Raw genomic sequence first — 14,629 nt, 5'->3', positions numbered from 1 at the left:
TTAAAACGAAGGGACTCTTTCTATCCGACTTAGCGAGCCAATATTCCCCAACGAAAGATAGTGATTCTTCACCACATGACTTGGGAATATATGTTTAGTATCAAATACATAGGTCTGTTTCATCTCACTTAAATCCTCTTCAGTTAACGTTTTAAATTCATTATGATCTGTTAAAACAAGTAATAAGTCACTATCAAGCGTCGCCTTTTTGAAATCTTTTTCAATCCAAGACTGATTCACATGCGGATCGAAAACACTGACCTCATAACTTCCGTCATTCACTAATTTTTGCGTGATTTCAAGTGCGGGACTTTCACGAATATCATCCACATTTCCTTTATAAGTGACACCTAGAACAGTTATTTTTTTACCATTAATTTGTTCCATTAATATTTTTGTTCTTGAAAAAACAAAGTCTGGCATCGATGTATTAATGGCCCGAGCTGTTTGAATAAGAGGGGTTGTTTTTGGTGTGCTAGCCACGATAAAATACGGATCTACCGCTAGACAATGCCCACCGACACCTGGTCCTGGTGAATGAATATTGACACGCGGATGTTTATTTGCCATTTCAATCACTTCAAGCGCATCAATGTCGAGGTCCTCTCCGATCTTCACAAGCTCATTTGCAAGCGCAATATTGACATCGCGATAAGTATTTTCCATTAATTTGGAAAGCTCTGCCGCAGAAGCAGATACGGTGATTAATTCGCCTTCAACAAAAATGCTATAGATTTTTTTTCCGGATTCCGTGCACGCACTCGTCACTCCGCCAATAATTCGATTGTTATACTTTAATTCATGTAAAATTTTTCCTGGAAGCACGCGTTCTGGACAATGCACAAGAAAAATATCTTTTCCAATTTCAAACCCAGCCTCTTCGATTAGTGGTTTCACAAAGTCTTCTGTCGTTCGCGGCGCAATCGTTGACTCAATAATGACCGTATTGCCTTTTTCAAGAACCGGTACGAGTGATTTCACTGCATCAAGCACATAGGTTAAGTCACAGCTTTTATACGGATCGTCTTTATTTGGCGTTGGAACAGCCACAATAAATGCATCTGCCGGTTCCACCTTTAACTGTGCCTTGAAGTTCCCAGACTGAACAGCTTTTTTTAGTTCTGTTTCCAGCCCAGGCTCTTCTAAATGCACATGTCCATTATTTAACATTGTAATAACATCTTCTTTTACATCTACACCAATAACTTCTTGATTATGATTTGCGAACATAACGGCAGTGGGCAATCCAATATAGCCCAAACCCAACACAGAAATTTTCAAAATCCACACATCCTCTATACTAATCTACTGCCGGTAAATTAAGATTCCAAGTTCCTAAAACTTTTGATTTTTGTCCCTCAACAACCACCGGTTTATACTGTAATTCCACTTTTTTTATTCCTTTTGGAATTTCGTAGTAAGCGCTCCCCTTTAGTTTCTTACCTTTAGAGATTTCAGAACCGAAATTATTGCCTTCTGGATAAATCATATATGTTTTTCCTTTTGCAGTTACTTGAAAATCTCCAGCTCCGATTCCTACTGTACTGTTCGAATTGTTTACCATTGCAAGTTCGGCTTGTAAAATATTTTTCTTACCTGACGGATTTTCTGTCAATTTTAAATTTGAGACTTTAATATTAACGTTATTGATCGTTTTACTTGGTAGCTTTTGCTCTGTACGTGCTTTCTCATTATTCTTTTCTTGTTTATTATCTGAGTCTGAACTACAACCAAATAAACCTATAGCAACCAAAAAAGCTATAGACATTAATACCATTTTTTTCATAACCATCCTACCTCCTACTTTTATTAGTAGCACTCTTTAACTTTAAAGAGTGCTACTAACTATATAACTAAAGTGTTAGTTAAAAATAATATCATCATGAGCGATTACAGTTGTATTGTTTGATGCTAAGCCTTCAATTCGAACTGATTGATTTTTATTTGTAACTTTATCTTTTGCGTAATAGCGAAAATCTGTAGCAGAAATTACAGGTACTGAATCATATTTTTTACCATCTACTACAAGTCGTACATATTTGACTTCTGAAGAATGTGTTCCTGTAATATTAGCAGTTCCAAGTGTATATTTATTGGCAGTAATAGTTCCTTGCTCTGCGGTTGAACTATCTCCTATTTGAACTGGTTGTTCAGCAATTTTTCCATGGCTATCATATCCAATAACGGATACCGTATCACCTGTGCTTGTAATTTTATCTTTTGCATAGTACTGGAAGTCTGTTGAATTTACAACTCCAACTTTATCGTATGTTGTACCATTTACTTTTAAAGCTACATATTTAATGCTTCCTGTATAAGTTCCTTTCACATTGGAAGAACCAATCGTATATCTTGCAGGACTAAGTGAACCATTACCTAGTGTTTGATCTGATAGATTGACAATTTTTTCAGCAATCTTAGTACTACCTGCTCCATATCCTATGATTTTTACAGTTTGATCTGTTGAATTCACCTTGTCTTTTGCATAGTATTGATAATCAGAGCCTGAAGTCACTGCAACTTTTGGATACACTTTACTTCCAACTTGAAGTGCTACTTTTGTAATGTTACTAGAATGAGTACCTGTCACATAGGCATCACTACCTACTTTCATAGTATTGGCAGTGATACTTCCTTGCACGGTACTATTTGTAATTGTCACAGGTTTCCGACTAAGTTGTTTTCCATCATTGGCATAACCAATAACATATACTTCATCTGTTAAAGAAGTGATTTTATCTTTTGCATAATATTGGAAAGCTGTTGCACTAATTGTTTTTACTGGTGAATATTTATGACCATTTACTTCTAAAGCCACTTTTTTAACATCGCCAGATACACTACCAGTTACATTTGTAGCACCTAATGCATATTTTGCTGGTGTAGCAACTCCACTCTCGTTTTTCACAACTTCGACTTTTTCTCTTGCTAACTGCTTGCCGTCTTTTCCATAACCTCGAACATATACTTGATCATTTTGGGAAGTAATAAAGTTTTTTGCATAGTATTGGAAGTTAGCATTATCGACTACATTAACTTTCTTTTGAACAGCTCCATTAACTTCTAATGCTACTGTTTTAATATCTCCCGAATACATTCCTTTAACGTAACCTTCGCCAATTGTATAAACATTAGGATTTAGGGTACCTGCTTCTTCCCCACTATCATTATTGCTATCGCTGTCTTTTACTACAACAGTTCTTTCATAGGTTCCTTCTGCACCCTGACTATCTTTAACAGCCAAAGTTACATGGTAGGTTCCAGGAGTAGCAGTGGTGAAACCATTGTAGCTCTTCACATAAATTTTACTTGAATCAATGATTCCATCCTCTTTATCAGCAGCAACTGCACCAGCAGTTAGATCTCCCTCAGCAACATTTTGTCCTTTTTCAAAATTTAGACTGTTAGCTGTGATTGTTGGCTTTGTGTTTTCATTTTCTCCATTACCATCTTCACCATAATCCCAGTCCTTACCATAGCCTGGATCAATGCCTTGAGGAAGCGTTAGATAAGTGTTTGCACCAGAATTTTGAACATAACGATAGTCTAAAAGACCCAATGTTGATTTCCATGCTTCCCCGCCAAAGTGATATTTACCTGTCGATGCACGTGGAATCCGAATGTGTGATTCTGTCACCGCTTTACCAAGATTAATATCCACTGTAATTTCATTCGTTGGCAAAAAGTTAGCCGCAGTAGCTGTGTAATCATCTAGATCAAATCGGAATGTATTTGCTTCTTCATTATAACTAATATGATCCCTTGGAATTGGAACAGCTGGGCTTCCGACATGCCACGAAGTATTATAGACCTCCGCCTTTTCTATAGCAGCGAAAAATTCTGGTGTTTTCGCAATCTCTCTAAATTCAGCTGGAAGATAAAATGAGAAACGATAATCTGAAGCTACATCAACCGATGCACCTTGTTTAAAGGCATAGCGTAATATAAGATGACCCGTACTATTGCCATGTTCGTCAACTTTTAATCCATTAGTTGCTAGTTCAGCATCTCCGATTATTGATATAGAAGCACTATTCAAAAGTTTTTCATTAATATTCGTGTTTTCTTGTTTGCTTTGTTTAGATGTTTTTGCTTTTTGTACAGTAGTTTTATTGCTGTTTATTTTTTGTTCAGCAGTATTTGCAGTTGCGGCTGCAGTGTTCGGAACAATAGTTGAAACAGTAACTCCAAGAATTGCAGATAGTGTGAAAAACCTTTTTAAATTCTTGTTCATAATTTCCCCCTACTTTTTGATTGATTTTCGCGCTCGGTTGCAACCTGAAAATTCGCGGCTTTTTAAAAGCAAGATTAAGTATAGAACAAGAACCCCTGTTTTTTTTTTCAGACAAGTGAATTCAAGTATTACATTATTGAAAAAAAACGTACAACCTTTGATAGCAAAAGCATTTCTAAAACATAAGAATTTCGATATGTACCAAAATGTTTCCTAAAAAAGACTTTGATTTTTGCGGAACAAGTATAATATTCATTGTAAAAAAAGTTTTTCTAGCATTTTCACATATTTTGAAGCCATATAAAAATTTCTTTTAAATCTAAATAGTAAGGTGGTCGAAAAATGGATTTCCTTTCCAGTAAAGATAAGAGGAAATTACACATGATTCAATTATTTTTTTCTTCTAATGAAGGGATAACAAGAGCCAAGGTAATGGAAGAGCTAGGAATAAGTTGGAATACGCTCACTAACGATATTTACTCCTTTAATTATGAAATGAATAAATTTGATTGGTTTCTTGAAACAAACGAGCAAAATTTGCTTACTCTTTCCTTTCCATATAATCACAGTTTAGCTACCTATGAAGCAGTCTTATTGCAGAACACGATCCTGTATCAAGTATCTCTTGCAACCCTTGATAATAAAAAAATAACCTCAGTAGATTTAATGGATAAGTACCATATTAGTTACTCAACTTTATATCGAGAAATCAAAAAATGGGTACCTCAGCTTAACGAAATGGGGTTGTTCATTAATATGAAAGAGTATATCTTTATTGAAGGTAGTGAAGCTGCAGTAAGAAGATTTCTTTATTTTTTCTTCACAAAAGTTGCGGCCTCTCCCGCATTCGACTTGCATCTCTATTACAACAATGAAATTTCAAACTTTATTAAAGTGCTCGAGGAAAACATGCAGATGAGTATGCACACACTTTCTAAAATTCGTTTCACTTTATTTTCCGAGATCCATCTTCGTCGCTATCTCTCGAAAAAACGTGTAACGATTACTCCAAAACAGTATACTTTTTTTCAAGAGATGGAGCAGATCTTTTCAATTGAAGAAGCTTTCAAACAGTTACCTTTTGAGCTTCCCATTGCAGAAAAAATTCACTTCTTTGCTCAATTTTTTGCCATGAACTGTCATTTTTCTGACGACACCATGAAAAAAAGAATAATGTTAGCAAAAAAACATTCCCCTATCCACTACGAGTTGACACAAAGTATTATCGATGGTCTCCCGGAAATAAGCGAACAAAAACTTGCTCTATGCAACAATATTTTAAATTTCCTGGATAATTATATTTTCTTGCCATGTCTTTTACCTACTTATGAGTGTGAAAATTTCCCTTGGACAAAGACAACAAGTAACTGGGATAATGCCGCTATCGAAAAATGGATCTATAAACAGCTAGCCCACTTCAATCAAATCCATCCAGACCTAACGTATCTAGAACTAGATAAAGATAACATTACCGCTAATATCATGGCGCAAATTCATGCAGCTTATCTAAATGCAAGTTATGCCCCTCCTCTAAAGATAATTGTCATGTCTATTAATGGGGCACCAGTTGAAAGTTACTTCAAAAAGAGAATTTTACAACACACTGATCAAAGAATTCTCTTTTTAGATGCTGAAAAACTCTCACAGGCAGATATTATCATTAGCGACTATCCACTTTCCGGTTATGTTGATGAGAAAAAAATCATTCTCTGGAATAAAGACCCGAGCAAGCGAGATTGGCAAAATTTTGATGCAAATACTCGTAAATTGCTTGAAAAACAATTTAAGTCTCTAATACTCGAAAACGATAAATACAAACAGGCAAACTAGCTTGGAATTGTTATTCAAATCATAAACACTGATTATATGTAGACAATAGAAAAAGGCTAGGAACAATAGTGTTGCTAGCCTTTTTCTATTTAAAGCCCTATTAGGATTTTATGCTCCTCTGAATGATTGTTTAAACTCTTATCCACTAATCGTTCTAATTGAATCCCTTGCTTTTGCATACAGATATATTGATACAATTCATCATAGAACTGTTGTAGCTCCTGCAAGTTTATTTTTCTGGAAATAATTCTTTGAGGAACCTTCCAAACATAACTTTCAAGCAGCGCACAAAATTGATAATTCCCATTCCCAAGACCAATAAACGCTTTCTTCCCGAAACTTGCAAATTGTGTTGGTTCCCTAAGATTAGTTAACTCAATATGCCCTTGCTCAATGTAATAAAACGAGTTCGAGTTAAGTCTCTCTCCTGGCTTTAAATAAATTAGTTCTCCGCTAATTTGGAACTCCATATCCATAATTAGTTCAACAAATAAGTCATCCCAAAAGGACTGCAATTCTTTCACACTAACACGACCTTTTATAATGAATTTTTTTAGTTACTCCTTTATTAGTTTCATCACTTTGAAACAACTGAGTTAGAAGAATCGTAAAAACAGCCTCCTGTTTTTAATAAACTAGCTATTTTGTATATAAATTCGACATTTATTCCAAAAGCTTTATTTTTACATTTGAACACTGTAAATGCTACAATATAATCATACTTCTAAGAATAAAGTTATTATATAACTTCTAGTTTACTTGTGGGCACTTTTATAATACAAATTGGAACTTATATCAAAATTTTCGAGGTGGAATATGGATATTTTTTTAATTGAAGATAATTTTGTCCAAAGAGAATTTATAAAAAAAATGATTACAAAAATAACTAATCCCTATGAAATAGCTGTAAAAATACGTACCTTTGCAAATGTAGATAATTTCCTTGCTAAAATAAATCTAGATGAACTGGAACAATCTTCAGTCTTTTTTTTAGATATCGATTTGCAGTCTAGCATAAATGGCATTGAATTCGCTGTAAATATCCGAAATAAACTTCCCGACTGTTTGATTTATTTTGTGACGTCAAATCCAGGAAAAGCCGCTGAAATCATTAACCGCAATATTTTAGCTTCTGGCTATCTCATTAAAGATCTGGAGCATTTAGATGAACTAGAACCACAGATTAAACAAATTTTTGAAAAATTACTTTCTGAAAAAAAACTTGATTCTTCTTATATTGAAATTAAACAAAGCCATACAATTAACTTAATCAATATTAATGATATTGTTATAATTGAGAGCTTACCCGATCAAAAAGGCTACGTTCAGCTACACACTAAAAAAAACAACTTTATCTTTCGCTCTACAATTAATAAACTAAAAGAAAAAATTGATGCCCCATTTATCGCTAAAGACCTAAAGTCCTATATTATCAATATTCATCACATCCAAACCATTGAAAGAAAACTTGGAATCATCACTTTTGATAAAGGGATTGAAATTTACGCAAGCAAACGAATTATTGATAAACTAATTAAAAAATTAAAGCAAGAATTATAAAAGGAGAAAAAGTATGCCACTTCCTTTCCAGATTATTTATATTCTTAATATCATTACAGCCATTTTTTTTGTTGGATATAAAATACTTTTTAGCAAAGAACAAATGAAAAAATTACTTTTTTTCATTTCACTCCTTGGCATCTTCACGATTGTTATCAGTAACTTTATTACTCGCGAAATTAATGTACTAATTTTTTTAATCGTCCTTTTTATCCTTTTTTATTATTTTATACGAAATATTTTATTGACCGCTTTGTTATTTATGGTTATTTATATGTTTAACTTTGCTGGTCAAACACTAGTTATCGATATCATTCCAAAGTTTACTAACACTTCTGTATTCGAAATGCCCCCTTTCACTATTGCCTTGCTTTGCTTAGTTTACTATACTGTAGTGCTTATTTTATTATATTTTTTCTATTTGCTTCAAAAAAAGACTCAGTTTTATTCAGTCTTTAATGCAGCAATAAAAAAATATTATACGTATTCAATTTGTTTACTCATTGGCTTTTATATTGTCAATGCTTTTCATTTTTTCTTTACTTATGATTCTTCCGCAGAATTTATTTTTTCTCTTTTCTTTATATGGTTTTACACAATTAACGGTATTATTATTGCTGTTTTTTTTATTAAAAGTGAATTAAATCAACGTAAATTATCAAATTTAGCTATACGAGCTAAAAAAATTAAAACACAAGCTGAAAATGTTCAAAATTTCAAGCATGATTATAAGAGTTTGCTTTTATCATTAGCCTTATATATTAAAAACGATCAAAAGGATGAAGCACTTTCGTTAATCCAATCTGAATCTGAATACTTTGATACCCAAGTGTTAGAAAGCGATGATGATGCCCTTTTAAATATTGAACTAGCCCCCATACAAGGCTTATTAAAAGTTTTTCTTGACAAATGTAAAGAACAAAAAATCCCTTACAAGCTATCTATTCCCGATAAAGTTCCAAATGTTGATATGAACTTGATTGATTTTATAAGGTGTTTTAGTATCGTGTTAAATAATGCGTTAGAAGCTTCTGCTAGTTCCCATGAACCACAAATTTCTCTAGATATAAAAACCTTAGATGATGACCTTGTTTTTACTGTTGCAAATAATGTAGATGATTCATCTAGAATTGATACATCTAGAATTGTAAAGAAAAATTTCACAACTAAAGAATCGCATAAAGGACGCGGCCTTTTCATTTTATTCAAACTGATGAATAAATACGAGAATACGAGAATTTCTATACAAGCAAAAGATAACACCTTTATTGTTAATTTGGCGATCCGCAACCAATCTTTCATTTAAAAAAGCTTTCAAAAATTAGAACTGTAATTTTTGAAAGCTTTTTATCTGGGTGAGTATCACCCATTGTTAAAGATTCCTCTCTATTTCTTGGTATACTCCCCTATTCTCTCAACAACTTATTCATTTTGATGGACTATTCACAGAGAGGGTTGCTTCAAGCACATAATGCTCAATATGTTCATCCGCGTATGCTAGCACTTCTTCGAAGTAGGCAAATAGTTCAGCTGCTGTTCCTTCGAGAATTGTGACATAGTGCGTACTACCTTCATATAAATTTCTTTTTTTAGCAAGTGTCACTACTTCCGCAATTTCATTCATATAATTCGTTATTCCAAAGGCATAAAAGGAATATTTACATTGTACAGTAAAGTTTCCATATTGACTGATAAATCTACTATTAGGTGTAGGATTTTCATTATTAAATACATAATCCTGAGCCACATCCCCAGGACAACCTTTTGAAAAGGTCAGTTCACAAACACTATGCACTTCTGGACGATAGGTTCGCACGAACAAACCCGCGGCTGCATCAACCACACTTTCTTGTTTTCCTCGATAAAGTGTACTAAATAAATCTGTATCTGACCAAACCGCATCTAGTCGATTTGTTTTTATGCTCTTAGAAAGGAGCGTGATGAATTGATCACTCATCGGATAAAGACTAACTCGACAACCAGCGATTTCCTTATTTCCTCTTTCACATCCAACCATTTTTTTTCATCCTTTCATTATACAAATAAAAATCGTAGCAAAAGAACCGTGCAAATGCCTGTTAGCATATACAACCAATCCTTTTTCTTCACCATCGTTTGCTTATAAAAAGTACGTTTTTGTCCTTCTTGAAATCCACGTGCTTCAATGGCAACAGCAGTTCGTTCTGCTTTACGAATCCCTCGTGTCAAAAGTGGTAATAAATAATGAACAAATTGACGCAGTTTGTTGTATTTTATATAGCCCCTTACTTTGTGTGCCTGCACCACTTCTTTTAATTCTGTCTGAAAATCAGGGATAAAACGAATGCCTGCAAGAAGACCATAACCCCATTTAGGAGGCATTTTACATTGATGAATGAAACTCATGACTAAATCTGTTACATTCGTTGTCGAAATGAAGAGCAAACCTATCAAAATGAATGCCATCGCTCGTTCAGCTAAAACAAGCCCGTGCTGCATACTTTCAGTAGATACTCGAAACCAGCCCCACTGCCACAAAATATGTGTTCCTTCACCAAATGCTGCCATCGACCAGAAAACTAGAAGAGCGAAAAGAAAATACGGAAAAATATTTTTTCTAAAATACGTATAATCCCACTTAGCAAGGAAGATACCGGTAACAAATGAAATAAGCAAAATAATTAAGGTAAATAAAGCAGACATACTACTCATTAATATAAACATGATCATTAGGTGCGTCATTAATTTTAGCGTCGGATTGATAGATGCCAAAAATGTATCCTTGTTATTTCCCAATTGAACGACCTGCTTTCTGTAAATACTCATAAGCAAGTGGGAACGTCAAACCGAATTTCTCTGGAGACTCACATTTAGAAAAAAAAGTATGTGGAGAACCGTCATAAACAAGCCCTCCGTGATGAAGCACAAATAAACGCGAAGCATATTTTGCTATAGCTTCGACATCATGTGAGATCATGATAATGGTTGTCCCCTCCTGATGAAGCTGCTTTAAATAGCGAAAAATTTCTTGTTCATTTTGATAGTCCTGTCCGAAAGTAGGTTCATCAAGGAAAAGTAAATCAGGCTGACTAATGAGCATTGTAGCGATACTAAGACGTCTTTTTTCGCCAAAACTTAAACTGAACGGATGTAAGTTTTTTTTATGAACTAAATGAAAAGCCCTTAAAATTTCATCTACACATTTTACTAGCTGTTCGTTTTTCACTTTCATTTTTTCCCCACTCAAAACTATCTCTTCTAAAACGCTATTCATCACAAATTGATTTTCTGGATTTTGAAAAACGAACCCGATTTGAGAATAAAATGATCGATCCCTCCATTTCTTTATATTTTTATTTAAAAAATAAAATTCTCCAGCTAAAAGGGGCTCTAAATGCGCCATACTTTTAATTAAAGTACTTTTCCCCGCTCCATTTTCACCAGCAATTACGATCCAATCTCCACGATGTACTGTAAAGGAAAGATCGGATAATATCCTTTTGTTTTTATATCCAACAATGGCCTTCTTACTTGTAAAGATACTTTCTCCTGTTTCTTGATTTTTTTCTTGCTTCTCTTTCTCTGAAAGAAAAGTATTCCAGTTCTTTGCTAATGGATTCTTCCTTGACGTAACAATTTCTTCCCAGGAAAAGGGAAACAAGGTTGGTAAGCGAATCCCTAGTTGAAGACATTCCTCTCTATAAGTTTGCAAGACTTGCTTTGGAACACCGTCATAACGAATCCTTCCATTTCTATCAAAAATAATGACTCGTGTTAGCCAATCTAAATATTCTTCGTAATCATGTTCAACGACAACCATCGTTTGATTCGCATCACGAGCAATTTCCCCAAGTAACTGAGCAAATTCTCGTCTTCCTAACGGATCCAACTGTGCTGTTGGTTCATCTAAAAATAGTACATCTGGTTGAAGCGCCAAAATACATGCCAATGCGAGTCGTTGCTTCATTCCTCCCGATAATTCATGAATTAAGGTCTCTTTTTTCTCATCTAAACCAACGAGCTGAAGAAAGTGATCGATCAATGCCTCCATTTCAAAAAATGAAATAGCACGATTTTCTAGACTAAATGCAACTTCTTCTCCAACGGTCTGCATACAAAATTGTTCGTTAGGATTTTGAAACAAAAAACCAGCCTGTCTAGCAGCAGCTACTTCGCCTACTACTTCCGCTTCTATGGATTTAGGAATTATCCCTGCAAGTGTAGCAAGCAAAGTTGATTTACCGCAACCACTCGGACCCAGTAACAAAATTTTTTCTCCTTTTTTAACAGATAAAGAGAGATTTTCTAGAGTTTGATGTTCATTTTCTTCAAAGCGAACGCTAGCTTTATTGCAGCCTATATCCATGACTACTTGACTTCCTTATTTTTAGCAACTGCATATCCGTTTAGGCTACCTGTTTTCTTTAAAGCTAAAACAACCAATTGTCCAAGTAATCCTCCTAATACGGCTCCGCTAACAATAGTTACAACTGTAGCCGTCGCAAACATTTGGGGTGTAAAGTAGCTCCATCCACTTGAAATCATCTGGTAGATGATAGAACCCACACCCGCAAGTGCCCCAGAAAGCATAACCGTGAAAGTAGAAAATTTCTTATAGGCAAATAGAGCAAAAGCTAATTCAGCACCTAAACCTTGAAAAATTCCAATTAGTAGCGAGGAAAGCCCAAAATGCGAGCCCGTAAAAACTTCCACTGATGCGGCAATAATTTCCGAAATAAGGGCCACTCCTGGCTTCTGAATAATAAGAGCAGTAATTGGACTTGCAATAATCCAAATACCAAACATCAAACTGCTTGTTATTGGCCCAAGTAAAGCAGAAAGAGGCAGATATAAAGTTGACCACCCTAAATACACAATGCCGCATACAATAGATAATACAACGACCAATACAATTTCTTTCATTTTCCATTTCATTTTTAAATTCCTTCTTTCCTCATGAACAAACTAAGCATACAAAAAACCACTTCAATTTTTTGAAGTGGTTCCAAAAGTACATAAACCCTTTGAAAGAAAGATTTATACCACTTCCCTACGCTAGTGCAAACTAGATCAGGTTCAAAGGGTCCGAAATCGTCTCAGCCAAAAGGCTCCCCTAGTGTTTATTCACATATTTTTTTCGTGATAATAATACCAGTTTATTTTTATAAAGTCAACAAACCCTTGAGAAAAAATAATAAATTTAACATTTCTGGAAAATCCAATAACGTTTTATTTCCTTTACTTTCGCCGTTTTCACAGTGCTTGCAAATCGGTACACATCACAAAACTCAAGCCTTCCACCCTCCGCAAAGAAAATCTGTCCATTAATTGCAGCCGTATTTCCATGCGTGATCACGCGCTCCACCATTACCTCACGAATTTGATTTTCTCTCTCTTCTTTTAAACTCTCAAGCAAGTTAGGTAACCCACTGATAATCTTTTTTTCATGGAGAACGTGGAGTGCTATGCCTAAATCCGCATACTCTGAGATCGTTTTTTGCTCTTGCTTAAGTAAGTCTAACGTAAAGTCTGCTACTATTTTCTTTCTTGGTGCATTTTCACAACTTTTGGGTAAACTAATTTTCATTTTGCCTTCCTCCTGTTTCTTGCAAATTTATTCACCAAAAAACAGCTTAGATCCCTATCTAAGCTGTCCGGTTATTTTTACGTTTTTCAAAATGTCGCAGTATCCAAAAACATAGAAGTGCTCCCACTGTCGCTCCACAAAAATCCAAAATAACATCTTGAACAAGCGGAGTTCGTCCGCCTGTAAAATGTTGATGAATCTCGTCACTTGCCGCGAACAGCAAAGGAACTAATAGTGCCACAAGAAAAGCCCAAAGCTTTTTCTTTCGCCATAAATACATTCCTGCAAATAAACTTGCTCCCATCAAGAAATAGGTCACAAAATGTGCGCCTTTTCGAATAAAAAACTCTAAAAATTTACTGTACCCCAAGTGCGCGATACTCACTTCATCATTTGCATATACAAAAGAAACGTGGGAAAGTAAACCTTCAAACGGTTTATTCGCTAATATTTTATCCATCACAGGTACAAGCGATTGTTCATCATACGTCTGTGAAGAAGATTTTAAGAGTGTCCCCATAATCACCAACACGCAGATAAAGCTTGCTATAATCCAAAATTTCTTCGTTTTTAACATCCAAAAATTCTCACTTTCAACAGATTCATTTTTTTATTATACCATCTGTTTATGAAAGAATGATGAAAAAAACTAAATAAATTTTTGTTTGGTTTGTTTGCGCCGATATACAAAAAAGTAAATCGAAAGCGGCCACCACAACACTGCAAAAATTGGATAAATCGCCCAAATCGTTTCTTTCGAAGTGATTACATTAACCACAATGAAAAAGATACTAATAAGAATCGTTGAAATAATAGAATAAGTCAACAGATGTCTCGCAAGCAATACTGAAAGCGGCCAAAATAGGCTAGCAGACGCTGGATAGATCCACCAAATTGCATCTGTTGTGACTGCATTCGCAACAATGAAAAACAAAATGAGCCAAGCGGTAGCAACGATTGAAAAAACGCGTGGGAAGTAACCGATTCCCACTGAAAGTGGCCACCACATAATCGCAAAAGTCGTAAAAATACTAAAAGGAAAGCCTGGCTCAAAGTAAATGTTCAGTAACACATAACTTAAAACGAGCACTAAACTAGCAAGGGTGGAATAGAAAAAGGATGCCGCACGTTGTCCCATTAAAATCACAAGCGGCCAAGCGAGAACAGCTGGAACTGTGAATAAGACCCATAAATAGTCCGGTGTTTCTCTTAGATTTGCCGCCGCAAGTACGATCAAAACCAAGATACTGCCTACAACCGAAAATAGTTTAAAATGACGGCTTCCGTCTAGCAAAAAGAAAAGCACCGGTGCTAAAAACAAAATTGCCGTATAAAAAGACCAGTCTGAACCTGGAAACACAAGAAAATTAAGTGCCATTAAAAACACAGCGATCAAAAACGAACTGAAAGCAAGAAACCCGCGTGTACTTTTATCCATT

The 14,629-nt window shown here is 34.9% G+C and carries 14 protein-coding genes and 1 riboswitch; of the genes, 3 read left to right on the top strand and 11 right to left on the bottom strand.

The window, feature by feature from the left end:
• From HB912_RS00345 to HB912_RS00335, 3 genes are all read right to left on the bottom strand, one after another.
• Positions 1 to 1,281, bottom strand: coding sequence for a nucleotide sugar dehydrogenase (locus HB912_RS00345; protein WP_185371703.1), 1,281 nt, complete (start codon positions 1,279 to 1,281; stop codon positions 1 to 3).
• 19 nt (positions 1,282 to 1,300) lie between these two features.
• On the bottom strand, positions 1,301 to 1,786 hold the full coding sequence (locus HB912_RS00340; RefSeq protein WP_185371702.1) for a DUF4352 domain-containing protein: 486 nt from the start codon (positions 1,784 to 1,786) through the stop codon (positions 1,301 to 1,303).
• 75 nt (positions 1,787 to 1,861) lie between these two features.
• On the bottom strand, positions 1,862 to 4,234 hold the full coding sequence (locus HB912_RS00335) for an immunoglobulin-like domain-containing protein (protein WP_185371701.1): 2,373 nt from the start codon (positions 4,232 to 4,234) through the stop codon (positions 1,862 to 1,864).
• A gap of 342 nt (positions 4,235 to 4,576) precedes the next feature.
• Here HB912_RS00335 and HB912_RS00330 point away from each other — a divergent pair, with 342 nt between their 5' ends.
• Positions 4,577 to 6,064, top strand: coding sequence for an AcpB/EbpR/MafR family transcriptional regulator (locus HB912_RS00330; protein WP_483403572.1), 1,488 nt, complete (start codon positions 4,577 to 4,579; stop codon positions 6,062 to 6,064).
• Between the two features lie 89 nt (positions 6,065 to 6,153).
• On the opposite strand, the gene HB912_RS00325 is transcribed toward HB912_RS00330, so the two are convergent.
• Complete coding sequence (locus HB912_RS00325) at positions 6,154 to 6,588, bottom strand: hypothetical protein (protein WP_185371699.1); 435 nt, start codon at positions 6,586 to 6,588, stop codon at positions 6,154 to 6,156.
• A gap of 292 nt (positions 6,589 to 6,880) precedes the next feature.
• On the opposite strand from HB912_RS00325, the gene HB912_RS00320 reads away from it, so the two are divergent.
• Complete coding sequence (locus HB912_RS00320) at positions 6,881 to 7,624, top strand: LytR/AlgR family response regulator transcription factor (RefSeq protein WP_185371698.1); 744 nt, start codon at positions 6,881 to 6,883, stop codon at positions 7,622 to 7,624.
• Between the two features lie 13 nt (positions 7,625 to 7,637).
• Positions 7,638 to 8,930: a sensor histidine kinase gene (locus HB912_RS00315; RefSeq protein WP_185371697.1), complete on the top strand. Its 1,293-nt coding sequence runs from the start codon at positions 7,638 to 7,640 to the stop codon at positions 8,928 to 8,930.
• A gap of 120 nt (positions 8,931 to 9,050) precedes the next feature.
• Here HB912_RS00315 and HB912_RS00310 read toward each other — a convergent pair whose 3' ends face one another.
• The 7 genes from HB912_RS00310 to HB912_RS00280 form a co-directional block, all read right to left on the bottom strand.
• On the bottom strand, positions 9,051 to 9,641 hold the full coding sequence (locus tag HB912_RS00310; protein ID WP_185371696.1) for a YkoF family thiamine/hydroxymethylpyrimidine-binding protein: 591 nt from the start codon (positions 9,639 to 9,641) through the stop codon (positions 9,051 to 9,053).
• A gap of 17 nt (positions 9,642 to 9,658) precedes the next feature.
• Positions 9,659 to 10,399 carry an energy-coupling factor transporter transmembrane component T family protein gene (locus HB912_RS00305; RefSeq protein ID WP_244964398.1) on the bottom strand — a complete coding sequence of 247 codons (741 nt, stop codon included), beginning with the start codon at positions 10,397 to 10,399 and terminating at the stop codon, positions 9,659 to 9,661.
• The gene (locus HB912_RS00300) at positions 10,389 to 11,969 is read right to left on the bottom strand and encodes an ABC transporter ATP-binding protein (protein WP_185371694.1); all 1,581 of its coding nucleotides are present in this window, start codon (positions 11,967 to 11,969) and stop codon (positions 10,389 to 10,391) included. The genes HB912_RS00305 and HB912_RS00300 overlap by 11 nt, the downstream gene beginning before the upstream one ends.
• A 2-nt stretch (positions 11,970 to 11,971) precedes the next feature.
• Positions 11,972 to 12,538: an ECF transporter S component gene (locus HB912_RS00295; RefSeq protein ID WP_185371693.1), complete on the bottom strand. Its 567-nt coding sequence runs from the start codon at positions 12,536 to 12,538 to the stop codon at positions 11,972 to 11,974.
• 95 nt (positions 12,539 to 12,633) lie between these two features.
• Positions 12,634 to 12,728: riboswitch (TPP riboswitch) on the bottom strand.
• Between the two features lie 75 nt (positions 12,729 to 12,803).
• Positions 12,804 to 13,190 carry a hypothetical protein gene (locus HB912_RS00290; protein ID WP_185371692.1) on the bottom strand — a complete coding sequence of 129 codons (387 nt, stop codon included), beginning with the start codon at positions 13,188 to 13,190 and terminating at the stop codon, positions 12,804 to 12,806.
• A 58-nt stretch (positions 13,191 to 13,248) separates the two neighbouring features.
• Positions 13,249 to 13,767 (bottom strand): VanZ family protein, encoded by a 519-nt coding sequence (locus tag HB912_RS00285; RefSeq protein WP_185371691.1) that lies wholly within the window; start codon positions 13,765 to 13,767, stop codon positions 13,249 to 13,251.
• A gap of 72 nt (positions 13,768 to 13,839) precedes the next feature.
• The gene (locus tag HB912_RS00280) at positions 13,840 to 14,628 is read right to left on the bottom strand and encodes a hypothetical protein (protein WP_185371690.1); all 789 of its coding nucleotides are present in this window, start codon (positions 14,626 to 14,628) and stop codon (positions 13,840 to 13,842) included.
• Between the last annotated feature and the right edge of the window lies 1 nt (position 14,629).

The sequence above is a fragment of the Listeria aquatica genome, assembly GCF_014223975.1.
Lineage (GTDB): Bacteria > Bacillota > Bacilli > Lactobacillales > Listeriaceae > Listeria > Listeria aquatica.
This window is presented reverse-complemented; position numbering and strand designations above follow the sequence as displayed.

Coding starts and splice junctions, on each gene's coding strand:
- HB912_RS00310 (WP_185371696.1), bottom strand. CDS start 9,641: ATGGTTGGATGTGAAAGAGGAAATAAGGAAATCGCTGGTTGTCGAGTT.
- HB912_RS00300 (WP_185371694.1), bottom strand. CDS start 11,969: ATGGATATAGGCTGCAATAAAGCTAGCGTTCGCTTTGAAGAAAATGAA.
- HB912_RS00320 (WP_185371698.1), top strand. CDS start 6,881: ATGGATATTTTTTTAATTGAAGATAATTTTGTCCAAAGAGAATTTATA.
- HB912_RS00290 (WP_185371692.1), bottom strand. CDS start 13,190: ATGAAAATTAGTTTACCCAAAAGTTGTGAAAATGCACCAAGAAAGAAA.
- HB912_RS00315 (WP_185371697.1), top strand. CDS start 7,638: ATGCCACTTCCTTTCCAGATTATTTATATTCTTAATATCATTACAGCC.
- HB912_RS00330 (WP_483403572.1), top strand. CDS start 4,577: ATGGATTTCCTTTCCAGTAAAGATAAGAGGAAATTACACATGATTCAA.
- HB912_RS00280 (WP_185371690.1), bottom strand. CDS start 14,628: ATGGATAAAAGTACACGCGGGTTTCTTGCTTTCAGTTCGTTTTTGATC.
- HB912_RS00335 (WP_185371701.1), bottom strand. CDS start 4,234: ATGAACAAGAATTTAAAAAGGTTTTTCACACTATCTGCAATTCTTGGA.
- HB912_RS00295 (WP_185371693.1), bottom strand. CDS start 12,538: ATGAAATGGAAAATGAAAGAAATTGTATTGGTCGTTGTATTATCTATT.
- HB912_RS00340 (WP_185371702.1), bottom strand. CDS start 1,786: ATGAAAAAAATGGTATTAATGTCTATAGCTTTTTTGGTTGCTATAGGT.
- HB912_RS00285 (WP_185371691.1), bottom strand. CDS start 13,767: ATGTTAAAAACGAAGAAATTTTGGATTATAGCAAGCTTTATCTGCGTG.